Source organism: Streptantibioticus silvisoli (assembly GCF_027947535.2).
GTDB lineage: Bacteria > Actinomycetota > Actinomycetes > Streptomycetales > Streptomycetaceae > Streptantibioticus_C > Streptantibioticus_C silvisoli.
Genome location: NZ_JAAGKO020000006.1, coordinates 1 through 23238, shown reverse-complemented (window position 1 = coordinate 23238; position 23238 = coordinate 1). Strand labels below are relative to the sequence as shown.

Sequence of the window (23238 nt, the reverse complement as noted above, 5' to 3'; positions counted from 1 at the left end):
AGCGACGGGCCCGGCGGGCCGGTCGGCAGGTATACCGTCAGCGTGCGCCCCGGGGTCCGGACTTGCCGGTCGGGGGCGCCCTTGAAGGAGGCTCGCATGGCTGAGCAGTTGTACGGGGACGATCCGGAGCCTTCACAACGCGTCCCGGCCGGGCTGTTCGTTCCCGTCCGGCCGGGTCCCGCGGGCTGGACCGTCCGGCTGTGCCGCACCCCGCCGGGTGGGCGTACCGCGGTCGGTTTCACCAGCCGGGAACTGCTGACCGCCGTCTTCGGCCGGCGCCAGGCGTGCGTCCGGCTGGCCGAGCCCGCGCTGCGCGCCCTGGGCGAACCGCTGGGGGTCACCGCGCTCACCGTGAACCCGCGCCTCACCGCCCCCGCCGTGCGCGAGGCGGTCCCCTCCGCGCCGGTCGCCGGCCTCCCACGGCTGACGGCCGGCCCGCCCGCCCACACGCCCAGCCCGACGAACGGCTGAGGTCGACGACGCCCGCGCCACCCCCGGCCGCCGCCCAACCGGCGCCGGTCGCCCGCGCCGACCTCGTGGCGACGCCGTCCGGCCGCGCCCGCGCCGACCACGTGTCAACCTCGGCCGGCGCCGGTTCACCCCCCGCCGCGTACCGGCTTCGGCGGGCGCCGTACCCCGTGCCTCACCGCGCGACCGGCGTGACGCAGGCCCACAGGGGGAGCGGGTTCATGCCGTGGCGGCGTTTCATGGGCTGGTTGGCGCGGCCGCCCTCCACCAGGACCTTGCCGAGGTCGATGGCGGTGCGTATCTCGGTCGCCCACAGCAGGTAGTTGGGGCTGTAGCTGTCGACGGTGGCGTACGGGGTGCCGCCGACCCACATGTGGAGGCGCTCGTCGTCGAGGAGGACCACCGCGCCGGCCAGCGTCTCGGGGCCCTGGTCGACGCGGACGACGAGGGCGCGGTCGCCGAGGCCCATCACGAAGTCGACGAAGGGGCCCTCCGGGTACATGTCGTCGCTGCCGTGCTTGGCGGCGGTCAGCCGGGTGAGCTGGCAGACGGTCTTGAGCACGTCGGGGGTGGGCGGTTCGACGACGGTGGTGGCCCCGGCGTCGGCGGCGCGGCGCAGGTAGCGGCGGATCGTGCCGCGGGTCCGCGCGCCCAGGCGTTCCAGGTACCCCTCGTAGTCGGCGACGCCGGCGATGGGCAGCTGGAACCGGGTCACCATGGGGGCGGTCGGCCAGCCCTTGTCGCGGGCCACCTGGAGCACCGGGTCGTCCTCGGTGACGTTGACCAGGCCGGCGGTGGACGCCCCGTCGGCGCGCGCGGTGTCCGCGAGGGTGTCGAGCATGCGGTGCAGGACGCGGTCGCGGAGGGCGGGGGTGCCCGCGAGCATGGGGACGCGGGTGTCGTAGCAGTACCAGTTGTGGCCCAGCAGGGCCGGGCCGTCGCCGACGGGCAGGCCGGCGGAGCGCAGCGCGCCGTAGGGGTCGGGGCGTTCCTGGAGGTAGCAGGGCAGCACGGCGGTGGCCCGGCCGTCCTGGGCGGCGGTGAGGTAGCGGACCTCCAGGAAGGGGCTGAGCGGGGCCGCTTCGTAGGACCGCAGGTAGGCGGGGGCGTACTGGACCGGTGCGGCGGACCGCGTGGTGACGTCGGTCCAGGCTTCGGCGTCGACCTCACGGAAGGCGGCGGCGACGTGGATGTCGATGGTGCTCACGCGGTCTCGTCCTCTCTGGCCCAGCCGCCCCGGACCATCGCGGTGAGGTAGCGGCGGGCGAATGCGGGGTCGATGTCCAACTCGGAGTCCGCCGCGGCGTTGCGGCGGACCGTGGCGGCGTCGCAGGCCGCGTCGATGCCCTGGGCCAGGGCCATGGCCCGCGCGTAGAAGCCGCCGCGGTCGGCGGCCGCTTCGCGCTGGAGCCAGTCGCGGTCGTCGGCGGGGACGGCCGCCATGAACGCCCGCAGGTTGAACGGGCCGGGCCAGGTGCGCGACAGGGCCGGTCCCCGGGGGCCGCGCGGCGGGCCGGGGTGCTGTTCGACCGAGGCCGCCAAGGTGGTGTGCAGGCCGGCCAGCAGCTCGGCGTGGGCGGCCAGGACGGTCGCGTCGGCGCCGAGGGCGGTCAGGGTGGGCAGGGCGTCGCGGCCGAACTGCCAGCGGCGGCTGAGGCGGTCGGCGGGGTCGGCGCCGGCGGGGTGCGGTGGCAGGCAGGCGGTCATGCGGTGGGCGGTCCAGCGGGTGACGATCGCGGCGAGGTGGTGGGCGCAGGCGGTGTCGGCGCCGGCCGCGGCGGCCAGGGCGGCGGCGGCGATGGCGGCGGCACGCCGTATTTCGGCCGGGTCGACCTTGTCGAGCGTGTCGGCGCCGGAGTGGTTGAACCGGTCGGGCCAGTGGCCGAGTTGGACGGCGGGGACACCGATGGCGCGGTCGGCGAGGATCGCGTGGTCGGAGGCGCCGACGAACGGGGTGGACCGCCAGGCCCATGTGTCGCAGCCGACGGCGCCGCTGTAGGAGCGGGCCTGCGGGGGCAGCGCGCGCACGCAGGCGTCGACGAGGGCGTTGAGGAAGTGCGGCAGGTGCTCGGGGCTTCGTTCGACGATCAGCGGGCCGCCGCACAGGCGCTGGTCCTCGCCGACCATGTCGAGGTTGACGGCCGCGATCGGCCGGCGCCCGGTGTGGTGGAGGTAGGCGGCGGTGCCGGTGAACTCCGGTGCCCACAGCAGGCGGACCGGGCGGCGCAGCCGGCGCCGGGCCAGGACGCGGCCGGCGGCGAGGGCCGCGACGACGCCCGAGCCGTTGTCGTTGGCGCTGGGGGCGGGGTGGCACAGGTGGGCGCCGAGGAGGAGTTCGGCGTCGCCGTCGCCGGTGGGGGTGCGGGCGGTGACGACGGGCATGGGGTGGGGGGCGGGGTCGAGTTCGACGTGGACCAGGACGCGGCGGGCGCGGCTGAGGGCGGCGTGCGTGCGGGCCGGGACGCTGAAGGCGAACAGGCCGCTGCCGGGGGCGAGTTCGAGGCGGCCGGCCTGGTCGGGGCGGTCGGGGTGGGTGCAGACGCAGAAGCCGCGGGCCCGGTCGCGCCGCATACGGGCGAACAGCTCGGGGTCGGGCAGTACTCCGGGGTCGAGGAGGATGACGCTGCCGGGCGGCCAGTGCGCCCGCCCGGCCAGGGTGAGGGGGGCTTCCACCGGCGCGGTGGCGGCGGAGTTGGCGGCGAGGGTGTAGGGCTGGCCGGGGTAGTCGACCAGCGGCGGGCCGGCGGGGTCGGCGGGCGAGAGCCGGGCCGAGCGCGGTGTCCAGGAGGTGGGGGCGGTGAACGTCCACCAGCTGGTGCGCCCGTCGGCGGGGAACGTCATGATCTCGACGCCGGTCAGGCCGGCGCGTTCGGCCTGCTCGGCGACGTAGCCGGCCGCGGCGGACAGGCCCGCCGAGCCCTGGTAGCGGTCCCAGCCGGTCAGGCGGCGCAGCTGGCTCATGGCCAGGTCGGTGTCGAGGTCGCGGTGGACGGCGGCGACCAGACCGGTGAGGTCAGCGGTCACCGGTGAACACCTCGTGGAAGGCGGCGACGCGGTCCGGCGAGAGCGGGACGGCGATCTTCAGGCGGTCGCCGATCGTCTTGGCGAGGATGCCGCGGCCGGTGAGGGCGGCCAGGGCCGCGGGGGTCGCCGGGGCGGTGACCCACGGCAGGCAGGCGGCGCCGGCGGCGGCGTCGACGCCGGCCGCCCGCAGCGCGGCGGCGACCGGGGGTTTGGTCGCGGCGATCCTGGCCCGCAGCGGGCCGAAGACGTCGCCCTCGTCCAGCAGCCGCACGGCGACGGCCAGGGAGGCGCTGCCGGCGCCGAGGGGCGGGGCGCTCTCGCGCAGGCGCCGGGTCAGCCGTTCGCCGGCGAGGGCGAAGCCGACGCGCAGGCCGCCGCAGCAGTAGCCCTTGGACAGGCTGCGCACCACGACGAGGTTGTCGTGGTCGGCGACGGCGGGGGCGTGGCTGGCGGCGGGGCCGGGGTAGGTGGCGTACGCCTCGTCGATGACGACGACGGCGCCCCGGGCGCGGGCGGCGGTGGCCAGTTCGTCGATCAGCGCGCGGTCGTGGAACTCGCCGCCGAGGGTGGGGTGGTCGAGCAGCAGCAGGGTGGGGGCGTAGCGGTCGAGGTCGGCGACGGCGGTGCGCGGGTGGGTGGTGACGGTGCGCGCGCCCAGGCCGGCCGCCCAGCGGGGCAGGTCGGGGTGGCCGCCTTCGAGGTGCAGCACGGGCCCGGGCAGGGCGAGCAGGGCGAGGGCGTGGAGCAGGCCGGTGGCGCCGGCGCCGGCGGTGACCATGGCGGGGGTGAGGTCCGCGGCGAAGTGCCGGGACAGCACCGGGGAGGCGAGCGCGCCGGCGAAGGGGTCGGCGAGGTGGTAGGCGCGGGCCGTGCCGGGGTCGACGGCGGCGAAGGCCCGTTCGACGGCGGGCCGGACGAAGTCGTACTCGTCGGGGGTCCAGCGCAGGTCCAGGCCGCGGGGTCCGGTCTCCCGCGCCGGCGGCCGCCAGGTGCTGATCGCGGCGGGCGGTTCGGGCGGGCGGCGGGCGTGGAACTGCACGTAGCGGGAGGTCATCGTGACGGGCGCGCCGGTGGTGAATCCGGCGTCGACGCGTTCGACGGTGAACCCGGCGCGGGTGAGCAGTTCCCGTATTTCGGCGGGCTGGTAGAGCCGGATGTCGTCGCGGACGACGGCCGTCGGCAGGCCGTCGCGCCGGACCTCGATCGTGCCCGCGCTGCGGCCCTCGACGGTCTTCAGCGTGCGGTGGAACGCCGCGTGGAGCCCGTCGGTCTCGAAGGTGGCCTCCGGGACGTAGTGGGCGGTCAGGGCGAGGAGGTTGGAGTGGTCGAGCACGAGCAGTCCGCCGGGGGCGAGCACCCGGCGGACCTCGCGCAGCAGGCGCAGTTGCTGGGCGTCGGTGCCCCAGCCGAAGGACTGCACGCACACGACGGCGTCGTAGTCGCCGTCCGGCCAGGGCCAGGGCAGGTCGCGCAGCAGGTCCAGCCGCTGCCACCGCACCGCGGCGCCGGCCTGCTCGGCGCGGGCTTCGGCCTGTCGCAGGGCCCACTCGCCCACGTCGGCGCCGGTGACGTCGAAGCCGCGCCGGGCGAGGGCGATGGCGTGCCGTCCGGTGCCGCAGCCGAGGTCGAGCACGCGCGCGCCGGCGGGGAGGGCGGCGGCCAGGTAGCCGGCCTCCCCGTCGGTGCGTTCGGCGGTGTACTCGTGTTCGGCCACCGCCCAGAACGGCTCGGTGAAGAAGTCCTGGTACCAGGGACGGCTCATCCGGCGTCAGCCCGCAGGGCCTCCTGCCGTTCGAGGAAGCCGCACACGTCGCACCGGCCGGCCGGGTTGGGGACGCCTTCCTGGAGTACGTACAGTCCGCCGCAGACCCGGCAGGTGTCGTCGACCGAGGGCAGCAGGGTGCGCTGGACGTTCTCGAAGGCGTTGAAGACGTAGTAGTCGATGCCGGGCCACAGGTCGTAGAGGTGGTCGGCCATCGCGTAGGCCAGCGAGCGTTCGTCGGGGCCGGTGGTGAAGCGGCCGGGGGCGCCCTGCCGGTTCAGTTCGGGGGCGACGAGTTCCAGGTAGAGGGTGAGTTCCTTCTTGGTGATGCGGTAGAGCGGGAAGACGTAGCGCAGGTCGCCGAGCTGGCGGACCGGGATGCCGCCCATGCGGTAGCCGGTGGTGAACCAGGTGACCATGCTGGCGACCAGGTCGTCGGCGTTGAAGCCGAAGGCGACCACGCCGGCGCCGCGGGTGGCGGCCTCGCGTTCCAGCATGCGGCGCAGGACCTGGTGGCCGATCACCATGTTCATGTTGCGGTGCTCGCCGGCCACGACGCGGTTCATCACCGACACGAAGGACTCGCGGAGCTTGAAGACCTCGGCGACCTCCTCGGCGGTGACGATGGTGTGCTCGATGCCCAGCCCGGCGCAGGAGTCGAGGGCGGCCTGGAAGGTGGCGGGCTCCTCCCAGTCGGGCAGCCCGGTGATGGTCACGCAGGTCATGTCCACGTCGGGCCAGCGGCCGCGGGTGCGTTCCAGCAGCTTGAGGTAGGCGACGGAGTCACGGCCGCCGGACAGGCCGATGACGATCCGGTCGCCGGCGCGCATGGTGCCGCTGGAGGCGATGCTCTGCACGAAGGTCTCTTCGACGTACTCGACGAAGGTCTCGGCGGTGAGCTGTTCGGTGCGGCGTTCCAGGGTGCCGCCGTGGTCGAACGTGATGGACTTGGTGTACACCGGGTCGGGGGCGGCGTAGGTGTGTTCCTTGGGCCGTCGCAGGACTTCGAGGTCGTAGTGGCGCACCTGGCGCACCTCGATGACCTCGTCCTGGCCGAGGACGACGGTCGACTCCGGGACGATCTTCCCGTCGCGGAAGGTCAGGACGGCGTTGACCGGGATGCCGTGGACACGGAGGACGTCGAGCAGGCTCTGACCGGCGGTCGCGTGGAGGTTCTCGGAACCGCCGGTCTTGTTGCGGAAGACTACGGTGCTCACGGCCTGTGCTCCTGTCGTGGTGGTCGGTGGGAGGGGTCGCGCCGGTCAGCGGGTGGCTCCGGCCAGGGCCGGCGGGATCGCGTCGAGGGCCGCGCCCCAGCCGGCGAGCGGGACGTGGGTCTCCTCCTGGGTGAGCGCGCCGTGCTCGAAGCCCACCCGGGGGTCGGGGACGGGGAAGCGCGCGGTGGCGGCGACGGCCACCACCGCTCCGATGCGTTCCAGGACGGCGGGGGTCGCCGGCAGCAGCCCGGCGGCGTCCAGTTCGGCGGGGGTGTACACCCGGGCGTGGTCGCCGAGGGCGTCGGCGAGGCGGTCGGCGAGTTCCCGCTCGCGGCCGGGACGCGGGTACAGCCAGCGCGTCCGCCCGGCGCCGCCGCCCGGCATCAGGCAGTGTTCGGGGGCGTCCAACCGGGCCCAGGCGTCGTGCAGCGCGGGGTCGCGGGCCACCCGGGTCTGGCCGTGGTCGGCGTGCGCCACAACGCTCCGGCCGGCCCGTGCCCAGCGGCGGGCCGCCGTGTCCAGCAGGCGTACGGCCTCGTGCAGGCGCTCGTCGTAGCCGGCCTGGTGGATGTGGTCGTCGAGGTTGACGTAGGCCCAGATCAGCGGTGGGCGTTCGCCGGTGGACGGGTCGGGCGGTACGGCGTCGACCTCGGCCACGACGCGCGCGACGACGGCGACGGGGTCGGTGCTCAGCGGTGTGCGGGGGGTCGGCAGCAGGCGGGCGCCGTGCAGGAGCGCGGTGACCCAGGGGCCGCGCAACCCGTTCAGTTCGGCGCCGACCGCGACGGCCGGCGTGCCCCGGGCCGCGCAGCGGTCGAAGACCGTGGCGTGCGGCACGATCGGCTCGCCCGCCGCGGTACCGGGCCCCGGCGGGTCGAAGGCGATCCTGTCGCCGGTGATCAGGTGGGTGGCGTGGTCGGCGCCGGGGGCGCGGTAGACCATGCCGATCGCGCCGTGCTCAGCGGCACCGGCGCCGGTGACAGCGGTGAGCCAGGCGGTGGTGGAGGTGCTGGGGAACGTCGAGCGCAGCCGCCACAGGCCGGCGCCGGAGAGGCTGTGCTCGGCCGCCCGGTGGGAAAGGCCGTCCATCGCGAGCAGGATCACGCCGTGTTCGGCGCCGTCCACGCATCGGTTCACGACCTCCGGGAGCACGCGAAGGTCGGCGGACACGGTCGCATGCCCGCCGACACGTGGGCCCTCGATCAGTAGTTCGGCACGCAGTCGGTGCACGTGGTGCGGAACTTCGCGATGTGCACTTCCTGACGCTCGGCGATCATCCGCTCGACCAGACGCGGAAGAAGCATGACCGGAGCGGCGCCGGTACGGGTGACGGTCTGCTGAGGGGCTTTCTGAGCTATCTGCATGAGTTCCTCGCAGTTGAAAGAATCCTGCTGACGGCCTTTCGGAAAGATAGCAACACGCCGCGCGAGGCGTTGTCAACGAACATGTAAAGTCAGGCTTTTGACGCTGAATCATGTCGATCTTCGGTTGATTCATGGCGATCTTCGGAACCGGTGGAACGGCTGCGCGGAGAGCCGATCAGCGGGCGGCGGCGCGAGGGCAGGCCGTCGACCAACCGGGCGGCCATCAGGACGCGGTCCCAGTGCGGGATGTCGCTGTCCGGATCGTCGAGGACGTCGAGCCGGGCGAACAGCGCGGCGTCGCTCCCGTCGGTCGCCGGGGGCGCGGGGACGGCGGCGGGGTCCAGCGGGTGCGCCGGGTGCTCGGCGTACAGGGCGCGCACCGCGGCGGCCACGGCGGCGTCCGTTGCGGCGCAGGGGTCCGCGGCGAGCATGGCCAGGGCCGCGGCCCGCTCCCGCGCGGGGAACAGCACGCCCAGCTCACGGACCTGGTCGGACGGGTCGTCGGGGGCGTGCAGAAAGTTCAGGCACAGCAGCTCGCAGCCGAGTTCGCCGCGCAGCGAGCCGCCGTTGGCCCCGGGGTTGCTCGACGACCCCTTGAGCGCGGCCAGCCGGGCGGAGGCCGTCATCCCGGTCCGCTCCGGCCCGTGCTCGTCGCGCAGGGCGACGACCAGGCAGGGGCCGGCCGACAGGATCATGTCCACGGTCCGCACGATCGCCAGCGACGCGGCGTTGAGCTGGTAGCGCCACAGCTCCCGGTGGACGCGCGGGTCGACCCGCACCCGGGCGCAGCCCGTCGGCCGGAAGCCGCGGGCCGCCAGCCAGGCCAGGGCGGGTCCGATCCGGCGGCCGACGACGGCCTCGGGCTTGAACATCACGAAACTGCTGCGGCGCAGCATCAGGTCGAGGCGCTGATGGCTCTCCCGCTCCAGCAGCAGGGCCGTTTCACAGAAGTAGATGTCGTCGGGGTAGAAGCCGCGGCGCACCGGGTCGGAACTGAACGGCGGCTGTAAGAGCGCGTGAATGACTCCCCCAACGTGGGATCGTGTCCAACCCCGGTATGGAAAACGCTTTTTGACCCGTTGTCAGAGTCCTGCCGGAGCATTACCCTGAGGCTAACCCGTTGGATAGAGCAGATCAAGGAGTGCTGTCATGGCCGTTTCTGCCAAGCGGATCCGCGTTCGCCCGAAGCCGAACAAGAAGTAATCCCAGGTCCAGCGATCAGGATCCGTTGATCACGCCGATCACGGGTCCTGATCGTTTCGTACCGGCCGTATACGGAATGCGGCCGGCGGTACCGATAACAAACGGAGCGCGCTTGACCGAGGTAGCGATCGGCACGGTCCGGCACCTGCTGGCCGCCCCCGACGACGCACCGCACGCGGCGGTCCTCGCCACCGCGCGGGGTGCGGGGCACAAACTCGCCGGGACCCTGCTGAGCCTGCGGGCCGCCGGGGGTGAGCGGCTCACCGGCGCCGAGGCCGCCGAACTGGCCGCCGCCCGCGAGCGCGTCGAGCGCTACGCCACCGTCTGGTCCGGGCTGACCGCCCGCATCCCTGGCCTGCTGGTGGTCAAGGGCATGGCGATCGGGGCCTTCTACCCGCCGGGCGTGCTGCGCTCTGCCGGTGACCTGGACGTCGTCTGCTCCGACCACGAGGCGTTCTGGGCCGCCGCACTGCAACTGGCCGGCACCGGTTGGGAGATGGTGGCGTTCACCCTCCTTCCCGCCCGCCGGGACGACCACGTCTCCCCGCACCTGTTCGCGGAGTTCCGCACGGACGCCGGGGACGGCGCCGAGCCCTACGTCGTCGGCCTGGTCACCGCGGAGGTCTTCACCGACCTGCGCCGGCCCGCCTGCCGGCTGCCGCGCCCGGTCCACTCCCCCCTGGCGGTGACCACCTTGGCCCTGGTGGCCGAGCGCTGGGAACGAGAGTTCCGCAGCCGTGACCTGCTCGACCTGACGCTGCTGCTGCGCGAACTGGACGCGGCGGGGGTGGCCGAACTGCGCGCCGGGCTGGCCCTGGCCGGCCTGTGGCCCGAGTGGTGCGAGGCCATGGACCGCGTCGGGCGGCTGGGCTGGCGGCCGGCCGTCGTCCTGCCGGACGCGCGCCGCGCCGCTGCGCGCGAACGGGTCCTGCGCGCCGGTCGCGCGGTGCGGCGCTGGTGCTCGCCGGTACGCCTGCTGGCCGGCCTGGCCCGGGCGGGGGCCGAGGACGACGTCAGCGGTTGGCGTACCGCGTTCTACGACGCCGCCTCCGACCTGCTGCACCTGCGCGTCGGCACCCGACGGCTCCTGGCGGCGGGCGTTCCGCTGTTCGCCGTACCGCTGGACGAACGCCCCGACACCACGCCGGGGTTGGACCTGGTCACCGTCGGCCGCCACCTCGTCGCCCGCACCCCGCTCGGCGTCTTCCTGATCGCGGCCGGCGCCGTGCGGCAGGAGTGGCTCGACGAGGTCGGCGGGGACCCCGTGGAGGCGTAGGTTACGACGCGGGCGGGGGCGGGGCGGCGGCGGCGCCGGCGGCACCCGCCTCGCTGGCCCGCCTGCGGCACCCGCCCCGTCCCCGGTCAGCCGCCGGGCCGCCGTCGGGTGCGGTGCGCGCGCAGGGCGAACAGGGCGGCGGAGGCGGCGAAGAGCACGACGGTGATCAGCAGCCAGCGCGGCCAGAAGACGTCGGGCGACAGGCCGGTGGCCCGCCGGTAGTTCGTCCCCGCGTTCCGGGAGATCGACGGCCAGTAGACGAGCAGGGTCAGCAGCGACAGGAACGCGGGCACCCTGAGGTGGTTGACCACGGCCAGGCGGGACCGCGAAAGCGGCTTTCCGGCCTGTACGCCCTTGTGCAGCAGCCAGTCGGCGCCGCCGTACAGCGGCACCAGGACCACGTCGTGCAGGATCGCGGCGCCCACCACCCACTCCAGGACGCTCAGCCACTCGGTGCGCAGCAACCGGACCAGGGCGTAGCCGCACACCGCGAAGGACAGCAGCAGGATCACCAGGTGCCGCGGCGGCTCCCCGTACACCCTGACGAACAGCCGTTTCATGCCCGCTCCTCGAAGTCCGTTGCACCGAAGGTGAGTTGGCGTACCCATTTGGTGCTCATCACGCCGGGCGCGTCCGGCACGATGATGCGGGCCGGGTAGCCGTGGTCGGGCGACAGCGGCGCTCCGTTGACGTTCGTCGCCAGCAGGGAGCGCGGGTCGCGGACCTGGTTGGCGCGCAGCGCGACGGCCCGGAAGGAGCCGGCGAGCTGCACCGACTCGACGAACACCCCCGGCGGGTCGGTGTGGTGGCCGACGAGGGCGGCCAGGTCGCGCAGCCGTACGCCCTGCCAGTGCTGGTTCTCCGTCGACCAGCCCTCGACGCAGGCGATGGGCAGCGCCGCGGTGTGCCGGGCGAGCGCCTGGAGTTGGCCGAGGGTGAGCCGGACGGTGCGGCCGTTGCCGCGGACCGTCAACCGCCAGTCCTCACCGATGTCCTGCGGCCGCACGTGGGCCTTCAGGGCGGTCTTGTTGATGGGGAAGCCGTTGGGCCCGCTGCCGGAGTCGCGGCCGTGCGGGGCGAGCAGGGCGGTCCGGCGCAGCGGGCCGCCGATGCTCTGGCCGGCGGTGAGGACGAAGAGCACCAGGGAGCCGAGGCCCGCCATGCCGAGCGCGCCGCGCCGCGACATCGTCGGCTCCGCCGGGTGCGCGGCCACCAGGCCGCCGCCGTCGGCCGGTTCGGGGCGGGTGCGCGCGGTCGAGGTCCGCAGTTCGGCGCGGAACTCCCGGCTGCGCAGCGCCCGTACGGCCTGCGGCATCCGCAGCGCCACGTGGGCCGCGACCGCGCCGGTGAACACCCACGCGCCGTAGAAGTGCAGCGTGTAGAACGAGCCGGGGAAGAGGTAGTCGAGCTGGACGTTCAGCACCCCGGTGGTGAACTCGAACAGGCCGCCGCCGACCAGCAGCAGCAAGGACAGCCGTTCCAGGGCGTGGCCCAGCGACCGCACCGGCGGCAGGGTGAACAACTTCGGTACCACCGACCAGAGTTTGGCCAGCAGGATGGGGATCAGCACGATCCCGAGGGTGACGTGCATGCCCTGGGTGAGCCGGTAGAGCCAGTACGGGTGGGTCGGCCAGGAGAAGAGGTAGAAGCCGAGCAGGCCCTTGCCCGGGGTCTGGTCGTTGATGTGCGACAAGTCCGGGTTGTACGCGGCGTAGGACAGCAGACCGGTGACGAACAGCACCGGCAGGCCGACCAGCAGCACCGAGCCGAAGACCGAGGTCAGCCAGGGTCCGCGCAGCGGACTGCGGAACGGACCGGAGACGGGACGCGGGGGAAACCTCATGGGAGCCGACCCTAGGGTCGGCCACCCCGGACCAGGCCGGATCAACTCCTAACGAAAGCCTGACATCCGCCGCCCGGTGCCCCTCGCGCGTCCCGGCCTGCCTAGGGTGCGGTCGGTGAGACTCCTGCCCTTCCCCCGTCGCAACACCACGCCGCCGACCGGCCCCGACACCGCCGCGCCCGCCGCGGCTACCCCGCAGCCGCCGACCGACTCCGGCACCGCTGCCGCTCCCCCGCGGGGCCGGCGGTGGGACGTCGTCGCGGGCGGCGGCGTGCTCGTGCTGTTCCTCGTCATGGCCGGTATCGGCGGCTACCTCCAGCGGGACGGCTCCGTGCTGCGGTCGTCGTTCCCGCCGCTGGAGGCCCGGTGGCTGCCCCACGTCGGTCCGGGAACGCCGCTCGCGGTGACGGTGGGCGTGCTGATCGCCGGATACGGGCCGACGCTGGCGTCCCGCCTGGGCCGGCGTGCGCTGCTGTGGTCGGCGTGGGCGGCGGCCATGGCCTGGACCTGGTCGCTCGCGCTGGTCGACGGCTGGCAGCGCGGCGTCGCCGGCCGGCTGACCGCGAGCGGCGAGTACCTGACGCAGCTGTCGCGCTTCGACCACCTCGGGCCGACCCTGCGGACGTTCACCGGCCACATCCTGCTGCACTCGCCGCACAACTGGGCCACCCACATCGCCGGTCACCCGGCCGGCGCGGTGCTCACGTTCGTCGGCCTGGACCGGATCGGCCTGGGCGGCGGCGCCTTCGCCGCGGTCTTCGTGATCACGGCCGGCACCTCGCTGGTCGTGGCCGTCCTGCTCACGCTGCGCCTGCTCACCGGGGAGGACCGGGCCCGGGCGGCGGCCCCCTTCGTGGTGCTCACCCCGGGCGCGGTGTGGGTGGGGGTGTCCGCCGACGGCTACTTCGCGGCGGTGGCCGCCTGGGCGCTGGCCCTGCTCGCCGTCGCCGCCACCCGCACCTCGCACCGGCAGACGGCAGTGGCCGGCCTGGGCAGCGGCGTCCTGCTCGGCGCGGCGGTGTACCTGTCGTACGGGCTGGCGCTGCTGGTGATACCGGCGGCCGTGGTCCTGCTGTGCGCGCGCACCGCCCGCCCGGTGCCGTACGCCGTCGTGGGTGCCGCCGCGGTCGCCGCGGTCTTCACGGCGGTGGGCTTCGACTGGTGGCAGGCGTACGGGCTGCTGCGGATCCGCTACTTCCAGGGGTACGGCGGGGTGCGCCCTTACAGCTACTGGTTCTTCGGCGACCTCGCCACCCTCGCGGTGTCGGCCGGCCCGGCGTCGGCCGCCGGACTGCGCCGGGTGCTCGCCGTGGCGCCTGCGGGCCTGCGGGAGGGGCGGAAGGGAGCCCAGCCGTGGAGGGCGGCCGACCGGGGGACGGCGGCCGACCGGCGGACCGGAACCGACCGGTGGAGGGGAGCCGACCGGTGGCAGCTCGTCGCCCGGTGGAGGGGAGCCGACCGGCGGGCGGTGGCCGCGGTGCTGCTGCCGTGCGGATTCCTGCTGGTGATGCTCGCCGCCGACCTGTCCGGGATGAGCAAGGCGGAGACCGAACGGATCTGGCTGCCGTTCACCCTCTGGCTGCCGGCCACCGCCGCGTTCCTCCCCCGCCGGGACCACCGCCGCTGGCTCCTCGCGCAGGCGCTGGTCGCGCTGCTCGTCAACCACCTGCTGCTGACGGCCTGGTGAGGTGACGGGCGGGGGTTATGGGGGGAGGCCGGAAGGTCGGTCGCGGAGCCGTGCGCGGCCCCGGACCAGGGCGCCGGATCAGGGCGGCGGACCACGGCGCCGGACCACGGCCCCGCAGCAGGACCCCGGACTCATCCCCCGACGCCCTCCGCCGCCGGGGTGGCGTAGGCCGGTACCCCCTGGTCCGGACCGGGGAAACGGTGCTGCTCTGCGAGGATGGTCGTATGGACGTGCCGAGCAGGAACGACGTGAAGGCCAGCGGCCGCGCCCGCGTGACGTTTCTGTCCGACCACCGTGCCGATCCGGCGGCGGTGACCGTTCCCACCCGGGTCGCGCAGTGCTCCCACGACGCGATCGCCCCGCCGCAAGTGGACGCGTTCGTCCACACCGAGGTCGCCGGCGGCCGGCTGCTCCCCCGGAACGCCGCCGGCCACTGCCCGCAGCTCGCCGCCCCCGAGAAGACCACCGCCGCGGTCCTGTCCTTCGTGGGCGGCACCGCCTTCACGGGCGGCACCGGATGATGTGCGACACCGACGGGGACGAGAACGGCGCCGGAGCCGCGGGCGGCGGCCACCCCGGGGACGACCGGGCCCTGTTCTCGGCCCTGCTGGAGGACAGCGCGGAGGACCTGTACGAGAACGCCCCGTGCGGCTACCTGTCCACCCTGCTGGACGGCCGGATCGCGAAGATCAACGGCACCCTGCTGCGCTGGCTGGGCCACGCGCGCGCCGACGTGGTGGGCCGCAAGCACTTCGCCGACCTGCTCACCGTCGGCGGCCGGCTCTACCACGAGACGCACTACGCGCCGCTGCTGCGCATGCGGGGCGAGATCAGCGGCATCGCCCTGGAGCTGAGGACCGCCGGCGGCGACCGGCTGCCCGTCCTGGTGACCTCGACGGTGAAGACGGGCGGCGACGGACAGCCCCGGCTGATCCGCACCACGGTCTTCGACGCCCGCGACCGCCGCGCGTACGAGACCGAGCTGCTGCGCGCCCGCCAGGAGGCCGACCGCGAGCGCGCCCGCCTCCAGCGCCTGAACGCCACGCTCCAGGAGACGCTGCTGCCGCCGGCCCTGCCGGACGTGCCGGGTCTGGAGGCCGCCGCGCACTACCAGGTCGCCTCCACCGACGAGGTCGGCGGCGACTTCTACGACCTGTTCCCGCTGGCCGACGACACCTGGGGGCTGTTCCTGGGCGACGTGTGCGGCAAGGGGGCCGCCGCCGCGGTGGTCACCTCCCTGGCCCGCTACACCCTGCGGGCCGCCGCCGTCCACGATCCCGACCCCGCCGCGGTGCTGACCCACCTCAACACCGTGCTGCACCGCGAGTACCACGGCCGCGACCCGCGCTTCTGCACCGTCGTCTTCGGCCTGCTCACCCGGGACGGCGAGCGCGGCGGCTTCCACGTCACCCTGGCCGGCGGCGGACATCCCCCGGCCCTCCTGCTGCGCGCCGGCGGCGGCGCCGAGTACCTGGCCACCCCCGGCGGCCAGCTCATCGGCGCCCTCCGCGACGTCCGCATCGCCACGACGGCGGTCCGGCTGGCGGCCGGCGACACGCTGCTGCTGCACACCGACGGCCTCACCGAGGCCCGCACCGGCACCGGACACGACGGCGGCCGCTACGGCGACGACGCCCTCCTCGCCTTCGCCCGCGACCTCGCCCCGACCACCGCCGCGGACGCCGTCACCGCGATCCGCGACCTGCTCGCCACCTTCGGCGACGGCCTGGACGACGACACCGCGGTCCTCGCCGTTCACGTGCCGCGACCGGCGGCTGAGCAGCGGTAACGCGCCGGGACCCGGTCCCCCGCGTCCGTACCGGCACGGTCACCGCGGTCACCGCGCCCGGAGGCGGGCCGGCTCCCGAGGGCCCCGGAGCGTCGCCTCCCGAGGGCCCAGGAGCAGCGGGCCGGTGCCGGTCATGGCGAACAGCCGGGCCAGCATCGGTTGCGGGTGGTGCAGCCGCAGGACCGAACCGACCGCGGCGGTCTGCCCGGCGGCGGTCAGGAAGGCGTTGAGGCCGCTGCAGTCGCAGAAGGTGACGGTGCTGAGGTCGACGTCCATGCGGTGGACGCCGTCGCACAGGCACTGGCGCAGCGAAGCGTGCAGCAGTGGTGCCGACGTCAGGTCGATCTCACCGTCGAGGGTGATCAACGCCCGGTTCCTCCCGTCGTGCCGGTGAACGTTCAGCAGGTGCGGACTGGGCATGGTGCCTCGGTTCATGGGCCGGCCGGGACGTCGTCGGGGCGCCGGACTGCCGGCTGCTCCCGGTGGGCTTGTGTTGCGGCGGTGATGTCGGATCGGACGGCGGATGCGGCCGGTCCGTCAGCCGGTGCCGCGGGTACGGGGCCGGGCGGCGCGGACCGCGCCGCAGGCCCGCCACGGACGACGGGAAGGGTCGGCGCAGGACCGGCTGAGTGTCGTCCCTCGCCGGGGCCGGGGCGGCGCGACATGGGGAAGGCGATGCTCCGACGGCGGTCGACTCGCCGGCGGACGAGGGTTTTTCGGCGGCGGCGGCCGTGCTGCCGGCCGGCCCCGGGTCGAGGCCACCCGGTGTTGTCACTCGCCGCAGACGATGCCGCCATGAACGGCGCCATGCGAAGTGCCTTCGGTAACCGCACCATACGCCCCGCCGGGCGCCGGGAACCCGGCGCGGGCGGCGCCGATGCCGACCGGACCGATGCGCGCCCGGCCTGTCGCGGAGCACCGGACGCCGCGCGGCCGACCGGCGCGGAGGCCGTCCCGGGTCCCCGCGGTGCCGGCCGGCACCGGAGGATCGACGCCCACTTTGCGCCATACGCGGCAGAAGGACCCAAACGCCCTCGCATGCCCCCCGCGGTGGGCGCACACTGGTGGCATGTCCCTACCCCGAACGCATCAGTGCTCCGGCTGCTCGCCCAGCCCGGCGTCAGGAACCACGCTCCACGAGGACCTCGTTGTCGGGGCGCCGCTGTCCATGGAGGACCTCACGGACGCGCAGCGCCTCGAACGCTTCTCCCGCAAGTACGCCCACGACGGCTGCGAGGTGCAGGACGTGCGGCGGGTGCCCCACGACTCCCTGGGCGGGTACGCCTGGTCGGTGCGCTTCAGCGAAGGCTCTTGACCGAACGCCTGCGCGGCAGCGCGGCAGCCCCGGCGCCGCCGGCCCGGCCGGTGGGCGACTGCGAAGGCCGCGTCTGCCGCGTTCGCTCCCCCGGGGGACGGGCGGGCGGCACGCCGACCCGCGGGGAGAGGCGGTCGACGCCGGCCCCCGGCGCGGACCGGGGACGCGGCCGGTGCGGACGCCCCCCGGCGCGGACCGGCGGAACGCGGCGGTGTCCGGCGGACCGCCCGAGGCGGCACGGCAGAAGGCCGTCCCGCGGTCCCGAGCGAGCCGCCGACCGCGATCTGACGCAACGTCAACTCCAGCCGGCGCCCCGCCCACGCGACCGCGGCCGGCCCCCGCACGACCCGGAATGGTCTACTGGGTCGTTCTGATGGGACGCGCGGTACTCAACGTGCGGCGCCGCATGGGGAGATGAGTACGGCGAAGAACGAACAGGCCCTGCAAGCACGGGCCACCGACCGGATGATCCTCTTCTCCGACGCGGTGGTCGCGATCGCCATCACCCTGCTCGCGCTGGAACTCCCCGTTCCCGCCGGGCACGACGTCTCCGCGTTCTGGAGGTCGGTGCGCGAGAACGACGGTCACTACCTGGCCTTCCTCATCAGCTTCGCGGTGATCGCCGCGTCCTGGAGCCAGCACCATCGCGTCTTCAGCACCGTCAAGCTCGTCGATCCGCGGGTGCGGCTGATCAACCTGTTCTGGCTGCTGATGATCGTCCTGAACCCCTTCGCGACCAAGCTGCTCACCACGGAGGGCCACGGCACCGTCGCCACGCACGCTCTGCGGTTCGGCTTCTACTCCCTCCTTCAGGTGCTGGCGAGCGGCGCCCTGATCGCGATGTCGCGCCACCTGGCCGCGCACCACCTGCTGGACCCCGGCAGCCCGGCGCCCTCGACGACCCTCAGGGGCGAACGGCTGTACGGCACCGTCCTCGGCTTCGGCCTGTCCATCCCGGTCTTCTTCGCCACCACCTACGCGTGGGTGCTCTGGATCGTCGTGCCGTTGCTGGCCGAACGCCTGCCGCTGCGCACCCGGCCGCCGGAGAACGGCTCCCCCGACGCCTGACCGGCGCACCGGGCACGACGTGGCACGCGCCCGGCCCACCGGCGCGCGGGTGGGCCGGGCGCGGCGGCGGACGCGGCCCCGCCGGCGGGAACGCGGTCAGACGCGGAGGTAGTCGGACAGGGACGGCAACCGGCCGTCGAGTTCGCAGGCGCCGATGAACGCGTTCTTGACGTCCACCGAGTCGTGGCTGCCGAAGGTGCGCGCGTTGCGCCAGAACCGGTCGAGCCGGTAGGTGTTCGCGGTGGACCGCGCGCCGGTCAGGTCATGGATGCGGGAGGTGACGTCGAGCCCGGCCCGCGTGCTGGCGACCTTGGCGCGGAAGCCGCCGACGGCCACCTCCTCGGCCGACACGCCCCGGCCGGGTGTCTCCAGGTCGTCGGCCACCGCGAGCATCAGGGCACGGGACGCGGCGAGTTCGGTGGACATCTCCCCGATCTGACGGTGCATCAGTACGTCCTGGGACGCGGTCGCGAACTTCGGCATGCTCGGCCGGTTCAGCTGCCGCACGAACGCCAGCGCCGCCTCCAGCGCCCCCTCGCCGATGCCCTGGAGCAGGCCCGCGTGCAGCAGCAGGACGGCACCGACGAAGTACGGGTCGACCGGCTGCGCCGGGAAGTGCCGGCCGTCGGGGACGAAGACGTCGCGGTAGGTGATGGTCTGGCTGTACGTGCCGCGCTGGCCCATGTTGTCCCAGTCGTGGTGGGCCTCAAGCGCCGGGTCGTCCAGCCGGATCAGTGCGTGGTGCCGGGTGCCGTTCTCCAGCTGTCCGTCGGCGCCGAGCAGGGTGAACGCGACGCAGCTGAGGTCCCGGCCGCCGCCACCGCTGTTGGTGTTGAACGTCTTGACGCCGCTGACCCGGATGCCGCCGGCGACCCGTCGCGCCACCACCTTCCCGGTGCCGCCGGTCTCCGCGTTGGAGGCGACGAACCGCCGCCCCTCGTGCAGGAGTTCGCTCGCGAGCTGCTCCTTGGTCGCCGCGTCCAGCCCGGGCGCGGTGAAGACCTCGCGGCACACCAGCGCGGTGGAGACCCAGCACTGGCCGGTGGAGCCGTCGGCGGCCGCCAGCTCCACCAGCGTCTCGACGACCTGGCGCCAGCCACCGAACGGCGGCCCCTCCCACAGCCCGCCGAACCGTGCTGGCACGCTGATCGCGTTCAGCCCGGCCTCACCGATCAGCCGCATGTTGCGCGTCGGGTCCACGCCCTTCGCGTCGATCTCGACCGCGTCCTCGGCCAGCCGCGGCCGCAGCAGCCTCGCCCGCTCGACGACCTCCCGCGGGGTGGCCGGCAGCGGCAGGCCCGCCGCGGTCGCATCCGTGCTGTGCGGGTCAGTGGTCACGTCAACTCCAGAGGCGGGAACGGCGGTTGGCACCGCGACGGCGGGATGGTGCAGCCGGGTCGGGAGGCGGCCCTCCGTCGCGCGGCCGCGCCGGTGCACGGCGGTACGGGGAGCCGGCGGCGGAGGTGGCCGCCGCGGACCCGCTGGGCGGCAGGCCCGGATGCGAGGCTGGCACCCCGGGCCCGGCAGGGTCAAGTGCCGCAGGACACCGCCGAATCCGCGGCCGGCAGGCCCGGGACCGGCACGCCTCCTCCTTCCGGCCACCGCAAGCAGCCCTGCGGGATGACGCCGCGCGGTTCCGGCCATCGCCGCGCTGGCGGCCGGGGTACTGCGCCGCACCCCGGCCGTCGACCCGGGTGGCCGCGCGGCCGGGTGACGCCGGTACGGCGCGCGGCCGGGGCCGTGACACCCCCGCCGCGGAGCGAACGGCGTGGCCGCCGCCCGCTCCGCGGCGGACCGTGAACGCCCGCCGCCCTCCGCGTCCCGCTCGCCGGGGTGACGAGCGGGACGCGGAGGGCGGACGGAGGGCGCGGAGGCGCCGGTGCAGGTCAGCTCGGCAGGAGGTAGCAGGCCTTCACCGTGCCCGACACGGGGTCGCCGAACACCGTGTCGGTGCAGGGGGTGCCGCTGGTGAGGGTCTTGGTGGTGAAGGTCCCGTTGGCGCCGAAGGCCACCTTCCGCGAGCCGCTGAAGGCGCACAGGCCGTTCTCGGGCGCGCAGTACGCCGATCCGCTGGGGCCGTTGGTGACCGGGCCGACGTAGCAGGACTTGACGAACCCGAAGTCGGCGTCGGTGAGCGCGGTGTCGTCGCAGGCGGTGCCGCCGGTGGCCGTGCGGTAGCTGTAGATCCCGTTGGCCCCGTACGCCACCGACTGGGTGCCGGTGAAGGCGCAGGTGCCGTTCTGCTGCGCGCACGAGGTGTAGCCGGTCGGCGTGGCGGCGCCGCCCTGGTTGGAGGCGACGACGAAGGTGCCGGGCTGGACGCCGGTGAGGTAGACGTAGTCGCCGTCCTGGTGGGCGCCGCCGATGCCGGTGGTGGCGGTGAACGCCCCGCCGCTCCACACCACTTGGCCGTTGACCGAGACCACCGGGTTGCTGGCGCCGTAGGTGGGGACCGCGATCGTGCCGCTGGTGCCGGAGGGCGCGGTGACGCTCATGGCGAACTGGTCGACCCCGCTCTGCCCGGCCCACGACACCTGGAGGGCGCCGTGCGGTGTCGGTGCCTGGCCCTCGGCCCAGGTCAGGTCACCGGGGTGCGGCTGCACCGACCAGCCGGCGTAGCCGGGGGACGTCGGCTGGATGCCCAGCACGTAGCCGGACAGGGCGCTGGTCGGCGTGGTGGACCAGCCGTGCGCCAGGCTGGTGCCCGACCCCAGGCCCGGGGTGCCGTCGGCGCCGGAGACGTTCTCCCACATGGTCCCGGTGGAGTCGGCGCCCGGGGCGATCATGTGGCCCCACACGTTGGTCAGCAGCTGCTCGGCGTCGGCGGTGTCGTCGTTCGCCAGCCGGGCGTCGAGTTCGTAGCCGCTGACGAACGGGCTGACCAGGGCCTCGTCGCCGGAGCCGGCGGAGAAGGGCAGCGGGCCGTAGGGGGTGGTCCACAGCTTGGTCTTCAGCGCCGCCAGGATCGAGGAGCGGTTCGCCGCGGGCGCCACGCCGTACAGCACGGCCAGCGCGTTGGCGTCCTGCGCGACCCCGGTGGTCTGCGTGTCGCTGGTGGAGTACAGCCCGGTCGAGGTGTTGAACAGGTGGGCGTTGATGGCCGTCTTCAGCGCGGCGGCCTGCTGGGTGTACGTCGCGGCCTGCGCGCTCTGGCCGGCCCCGGTGGCGATCTGCGCGCCATCGAGCAGCGCCTGGTAGTACAGGACGTTGTACTCGGTGACCTCACCGGTCTTGTCGCCGTCGTAGAAGTCCCAGTCGGCGCCGTCGTCGCTGTTGGTGACCAGCAGACCGTTGGAGTCCAACTGGGTGGCGTTCCAGGCCAGTTCGCTCTTGACGACCGGCCACTCCTGCTGGATGAACGCGGTGTCGCCGGTGTAGAGGTAGTAGGAACCCAGGCCCAGCAGGAAGTACATGGAGTACGAGGCGGAGTAGCTGCCCGTGGTGCCCTGGATCGGGGCGCCGGTGTGCAGGGGCGTCTGCGGCGGCTCGTCGCCGGCCACGAAACCGCTGGAGAGCTGGTAGCTGCCCAGGAGTTGCAGCGCGCCCTTGAGGTCGGCGGCGTGGTCGGTGGAGTAGTAGGACGTGGGGCCCTCGACGTTGATGTCCCCGCTCCACACCGCGCGGTCGCGGGTGGCGCCGTCGAGGATGGTCGGCAGCGCGTTGCCGCCGGGGACGCTGAAGTCCGACAGCGCCGCGGTGCTGCTGAGGGCGTTGCTGTAGAGGGTGGCGCCAGCGCTGCTCACCACGCTCAGGTTGCGGAAGTCGGCTTCCTCACCGTTGTACTCGCGCAGCCCCACCGTTCCGGTCGGGTAGGTGCTGGTGCCGGACGGGAGGGAGGAGGTGTCGAGGGTCGCCACTTTCGTCTGGTCGACCGAGACCGTCACGCTGGTGCCGGACGTCGTCGTGCTGACGGTGTGCCAGGTGTTCGCGGCCAGCGCGGAGGGCAGTGCGACGCTGCCGACGCTGGTGTACGTCCCGCCGTGCAGGTCGAACTCCTGGAGGGTGTTCGGCGTGCCCGCGGTGTCGTTGGCGGCGTTGAGGATGAAGACGTAGCCGTTGTTCGCGTCCTGGCCGCGCACCACCCAGCCGGCCTGGTTGGACACGATCCGCGTGTCGAAGGTGGTGGTGTAGTCGCCCCAGCCGGAACCCTGCTTGAGCAGGCCGGCGTTGCCCCCGAAGTCGTCGAGCACACCGCCGTCGACGCTCCAGTCGCCCGGCATCGTACCGGCGTCGGCGGAGTCGAGCTGCGCGGTGTAGGCGCCGTCGTACCAGATCTTGTTGAGCTCGTCGGAGCTGGAGACGAAGTACCCCTGGTAGCCATCCGCGGTGGTGCGGTCGGCGATGTAGTGCAGGCCCGCCGTGCTCAGCGTGAGCGTGCCGGGCGAGGTGAGGGTGATCTCCTCGTAGCGCTCGCCGCCCTGCTCGTAGTGGTTGGTGATCGTCCCCGGCGCGGAGACGGTGTACGAGTCGTGGCGGGCCGGGTCGCCCTCGGCCCACGGCAGCGAGTTGTCACCGGTCGCGGTCAGGTACCGCTGGGACTCGCTGTAGCCGGCCTGGAGCGTCGGCGAACCGGACTCGGCGCTGACGTCGAAGTACGGTATGCCGCCGACGTTCTTGCCGTAGTCGAGCACGATCGTGGGGGTGGCGCCGCCCGAGGCCAGGGTCAGCGTGGCACCGCCCGACGCGCCGCACACCAGGTTCTGCGCCCCGGTGACACCGCCCGAGGTGCTCACCACCGCGGTCGGGCACACCGTCGCGCTCGTCGGCGTCTCGACGTAGCTCTGCCAGTCGGGGGCCGTCGGCCACGGGGTCTGCGGCGCCGCGGCCGCCACGGAGGCGGGCTGGGCTGACGCCCAGGTGAGGAGGGCGAATGCGCAGCCCAGGGCCGCGACGGCTCGGCGGCGCCTTCGGGTTCGCCGTTCAGTGCTCATGGTCGGCTCCAGGGGGAGGAGGAACACGCGTGAAGCACCTGAGCGGCCGGCCGTGCCGCTGGCAGGGTGAGGACGCCCATGACGGCAGAGGCGACCGGCAGAATGAAACGATTCATTTCACTTTACCGTCGGCGAGATTATTGACTGGCGCGCTCGCGGTCAATGTCTTCTGCGGTATCCGCTCACGGATGTTCCGCGCCGCGCGGGGCGGAGGTCGGGCCGGCCGCGGGGGTGAAGGGGCGGGTGGGGGTGCTGCGCGGGCGGTGCGGGGCGGGGCGCGGGGGATGCAGG

At 74.2% G+C, this 23238-nt stretch carries 19 protein-coding genes; 7 read left to right on the top strand and 12 right to left on the bottom strand.

From position 1 onward, the window contains the following. Positions 1–96 precede the first annotated feature (96 nt). Complete coding sequence (locus tag POF43_RS06325; RefSeq protein WP_282698423.1) at positions 97–471, top strand: SAV_915 family protein; 375 nt, start codon at positions 97–99, stop codon at positions 469–471. A gap of 172 nt (positions 472–643) precedes the next feature. Here the strand turns inward: POF43_RS06325 and POF43_RS34805 are convergent, their stop codons facing one another. The 7 genes from POF43_RS34805 to POF43_RS06290 form a co-directional block, all read right to left on the bottom strand. After that, positions 644–1675, bottom strand: coding sequence for a GNAT family N-acetyltransferase (locus POF43_RS34805; RefSeq protein ID WP_271325712.1), 1032 nt, complete (start codon positions 1673–1675; stop codon positions 644–646). Continuing rightward, on the bottom strand, positions 1672–3492 hold the full coding sequence (locus POF43_RS34800) for a DUF4910 domain-containing protein (RefSeq protein ID WP_282704449.1): 1821 nt from the start codon (positions 3490–3492) through the stop codon (positions 1672–1674). The genes POF43_RS34805 and POF43_RS34800 overlap by 4 nt, the downstream gene beginning before the upstream one ends. Further along, complete coding sequence (locus tag POF43_RS06310) at positions 3482–5254, bottom strand: aminotransferase class I/II-fold pyridoxal phosphate-dependent enzyme (RefSeq protein ID WP_282704448.1); 1773 nt, start codon at positions 5252–5254, stop codon at positions 3482–3484. The genes POF43_RS34800 and POF43_RS06310 overlap by 11 nt, the downstream gene beginning before the upstream one ends. Further along, the gene (locus POF43_RS06305) at positions 5251–6471 is read right to left on the bottom strand and encodes a tRNA lysidine(34) synthetase (protein ID WP_271313486.1); all 1221 of its coding nucleotides are present in this window, start codon (positions 6469–6471) and stop codon (positions 5251–5253) included. The genes POF43_RS06310 and POF43_RS06305 overlap by 4 nt, the downstream gene beginning before the upstream one ends. 45 nt (positions 6472–6516) lie before the next feature. Beyond that, on the bottom strand, positions 6517–7596 hold the full coding sequence (locus POF43_RS06300; protein ID WP_282704447.1) for an alkaline phosphatase family protein: 1080 nt from the start codon (positions 7594–7596) through the stop codon (positions 6517–6519). A 77-nt stretch (positions 7597–7673) separates the two neighbouring features. Further along, positions 7674–7835, bottom strand: a complete 162-nt coding sequence (locus tag POF43_RS06295; protein WP_271324518.1) for a hypothetical protein — start codon at positions 7833–7835, stop codon at positions 7674–7676. 89 nt (positions 7836–7924) lie between these two features. Then, positions 7925–8818, bottom strand: a complete 894-nt coding sequence (locus POF43_RS06290) for a nucleoside-diphosphate kinase (protein ID WP_271324519.1) — start codon at positions 8816–8818, stop codon at positions 7925–7927. Positions 8819–9150: 332 nt separating this feature from the next. Here POF43_RS06290 and POF43_RS06285 point away from each other — a divergent pair, with 332 nt between their 5' ends. After that, entirely contained in the window at positions 9151–10314 is a 1164-nt protein-coding gene (locus tag POF43_RS06285; protein ID WP_271324520.1) for a hypothetical protein, read from the top strand. A gap of 86 nt (positions 10315–10400) precedes the next feature. On the opposite strand, the gene POF43_RS06280 is transcribed toward POF43_RS06285, so the two are convergent. After that, positions 10401–10874: a hypothetical protein gene (locus POF43_RS06280; RefSeq protein WP_271323504.1), complete on the bottom strand. Its 474-nt coding sequence runs from the start codon at positions 10872–10874 to the stop codon at positions 10401–10403. Next, positions 10871–12157 carry a molybdopterin-dependent oxidoreductase gene (locus tag POF43_RS06275; protein ID WP_271323505.1) on the bottom strand — a complete coding sequence of 429 codons (1287 nt, stop codon included), beginning with the start codon at positions 12155–12157 and terminating at the stop codon, positions 10871–10873. The genes POF43_RS06280 and POF43_RS06275 overlap by 4 nt, the downstream gene beginning before the upstream one ends. A 292-nt stretch (positions 12158–12449) precedes the next feature. Here POF43_RS06275 and POF43_RS06270 point away from each other — a divergent pair, with 292 nt between their 5' ends. The 3 genes from POF43_RS06270 (at position 12450) to POF43_RS06260 (ending at position 15633) form a co-directional block, all read left to right on the top strand. Further along, a complete protein-coding gene (locus tag POF43_RS06270; protein WP_271323510.1) occupies positions 12450–13844 on the top strand; it encodes a hypothetical protein in 1395 nt (464 codons plus the stop codon). 224 nt (positions 13845–14068) lie between these two features. Next, positions 14069–14365 carry an alpha/beta fold hydrolase gene (locus POF43_RS06265; protein ID WP_308217723.1) on the top strand — a complete coding sequence of 99 codons (297 nt, stop codon included), beginning with the start codon at positions 14069–14071 and terminating at the stop codon, positions 14363–14365. After that, positions 14365–15633: a PP2C family protein-serine/threonine phosphatase gene (locus POF43_RS06260; RefSeq protein ID WP_271323511.1), complete on the top strand. Its 1269-nt coding sequence runs from the start codon at positions 14365–14367 to the stop codon at positions 15631–15633. Before POF43_RS06265 ends, POF43_RS06260 begins: the two co-directional genes overlap by 1 nt. 48 nt (positions 15634–15681) lie before the next feature. Here POF43_RS06260 and POF43_RS06255 read toward each other — a convergent pair whose 3' ends face one another. Continuing rightward, positions 15682–16053 (bottom strand): STAS domain-containing protein, encoded by a 372-nt coding sequence (locus POF43_RS06255; protein WP_271323506.1) that lies wholly within the window; start codon positions 16051–16053, stop codon positions 15682–15684. Positions 16054–16702: 649 nt separating this feature from the next. Here POF43_RS06255 and POF43_RS06250 point away from each other — a divergent pair. Next, positions 16703–16948, top strand: a complete 246-nt coding sequence (locus POF43_RS06250) for a hypothetical protein (protein WP_271313493.1) — start codon at positions 16703–16705, stop codon at positions 16946–16948. Positions 16949–17362: 414 nt separating this feature from the next. Further along, positions 17363–18016 carry a TMEM175 family protein gene (locus POF43_RS06245; protein WP_271323507.1) on the top strand — a complete coding sequence of 218 codons (654 nt, stop codon included), beginning with the start codon at positions 17363–17365 and terminating at the stop codon, positions 18014–18016. 96 nt (positions 18017–18112) lie between these two features. Here the strand turns inward: POF43_RS06245 and POF43_RS34795 are convergent, their stop codons facing one another. Together POF43_RS34795 and POF43_RS06235 are read right to left on the bottom strand one after the other, a co-directional pair. Further along, positions 18113–19354: an acyl-CoA dehydrogenase family protein gene (locus tag POF43_RS34795; RefSeq protein ID WP_271313495.1), complete on the bottom strand. Its 1242-nt coding sequence runs from the start codon at positions 19352–19354 to the stop codon at positions 18113–18115. A gap of 548 nt (positions 19355–19902) precedes the next feature. Further along, complete coding sequence (locus POF43_RS06235; RefSeq protein ID WP_271323508.1) at positions 19903–22947, bottom strand: alpha-L-rhamnosidase-related protein; 3045 nt, start codon at positions 22945–22947, stop codon at positions 19903–19905. Positions 22948–23238 lie beyond the last annotated feature (291 nt).

Bases quoted from the DNA above. Each gene is read 5' to 3' on its own strand.
- POF43_RS06325 (WP_282698423.1), top strand. From the start codon at position 97: ATGGCTGAGCAGTTGTACGGGGACGATCCGGAGCCTTCACAACGCGTC.
- POF43_RS06310 (WP_282704448.1), bottom strand. From the start codon at position 5,254: ATGAGCCGTCCCTGGTACCAGGACTTCTTCACCGAGCCGTTCTGGGCG.
- POF43_RS06295 (WP_271324518.1), bottom strand. From the start codon at position 7,835: ATGCAGATAGCTCAGAAAGCCCCTCAGCAGACCGTCACCCGTACCGGC.
- POF43_RS06280 (WP_271323504.1), bottom strand. From the start codon at position 10,874: ATGAAACGGCTGTTCGTCAGGGTGTACGGGGAGCCGCCGCGGCACCTG.
- POF43_RS06275 (WP_271323505.1), bottom strand. From the start codon at position 12,157: ATGAGGTTTCCCCCGCGTCCCGTCTCCGGTCCGTTCCGCAGTCCGCTG.
- POF43_RS06270 (WP_271323510.1), top strand. From the start codon at position 12,450: ATGGCCGGTATCGGCGGCTACCTCCAGCGGGACGGCTCCGTGCTGCGG.
- POF43_RS06265 (WP_308217723.1), top strand. From the start codon at position 14,069: ATGGACGTGCCGAGCAGGAACGACGTGAAGGCCAGCGGCCGCGCCCGC.
- POF43_RS06260 (WP_271323511.1), top strand. From the start codon at position 14,365: ATGTGCGACACCGACGGGGACGAGAACGGCGCCGGAGCCGCGGGCGGC.
- POF43_RS06255 (WP_271323506.1), bottom strand. From the start codon at position 16,053: ATGCCCAGTCCGCACCTGCTGAACGTTCACCGGCACGACGGGAGGAAC.
- POF43_RS06250 (WP_271313493.1), top strand. From the start codon at position 16,703: ATGTCCCTACCCCGAACGCATCAGTGCTCCGGCTGCTCGCCCAGCCCG.
- POF43_RS06245 (WP_271323507.1), top strand. From the start codon at position 17,363: ATGAGTACGGCGAAGAACGAACAGGCCCTGCAAGCACGGGCCACCGAC.
- POF43_RS06235 (WP_271323508.1), bottom strand. From the start codon at position 22,947: ATGAGCACTGAACGGCGAACCCGAAGGCGCCGCCGAGCCGTCGCGGCC.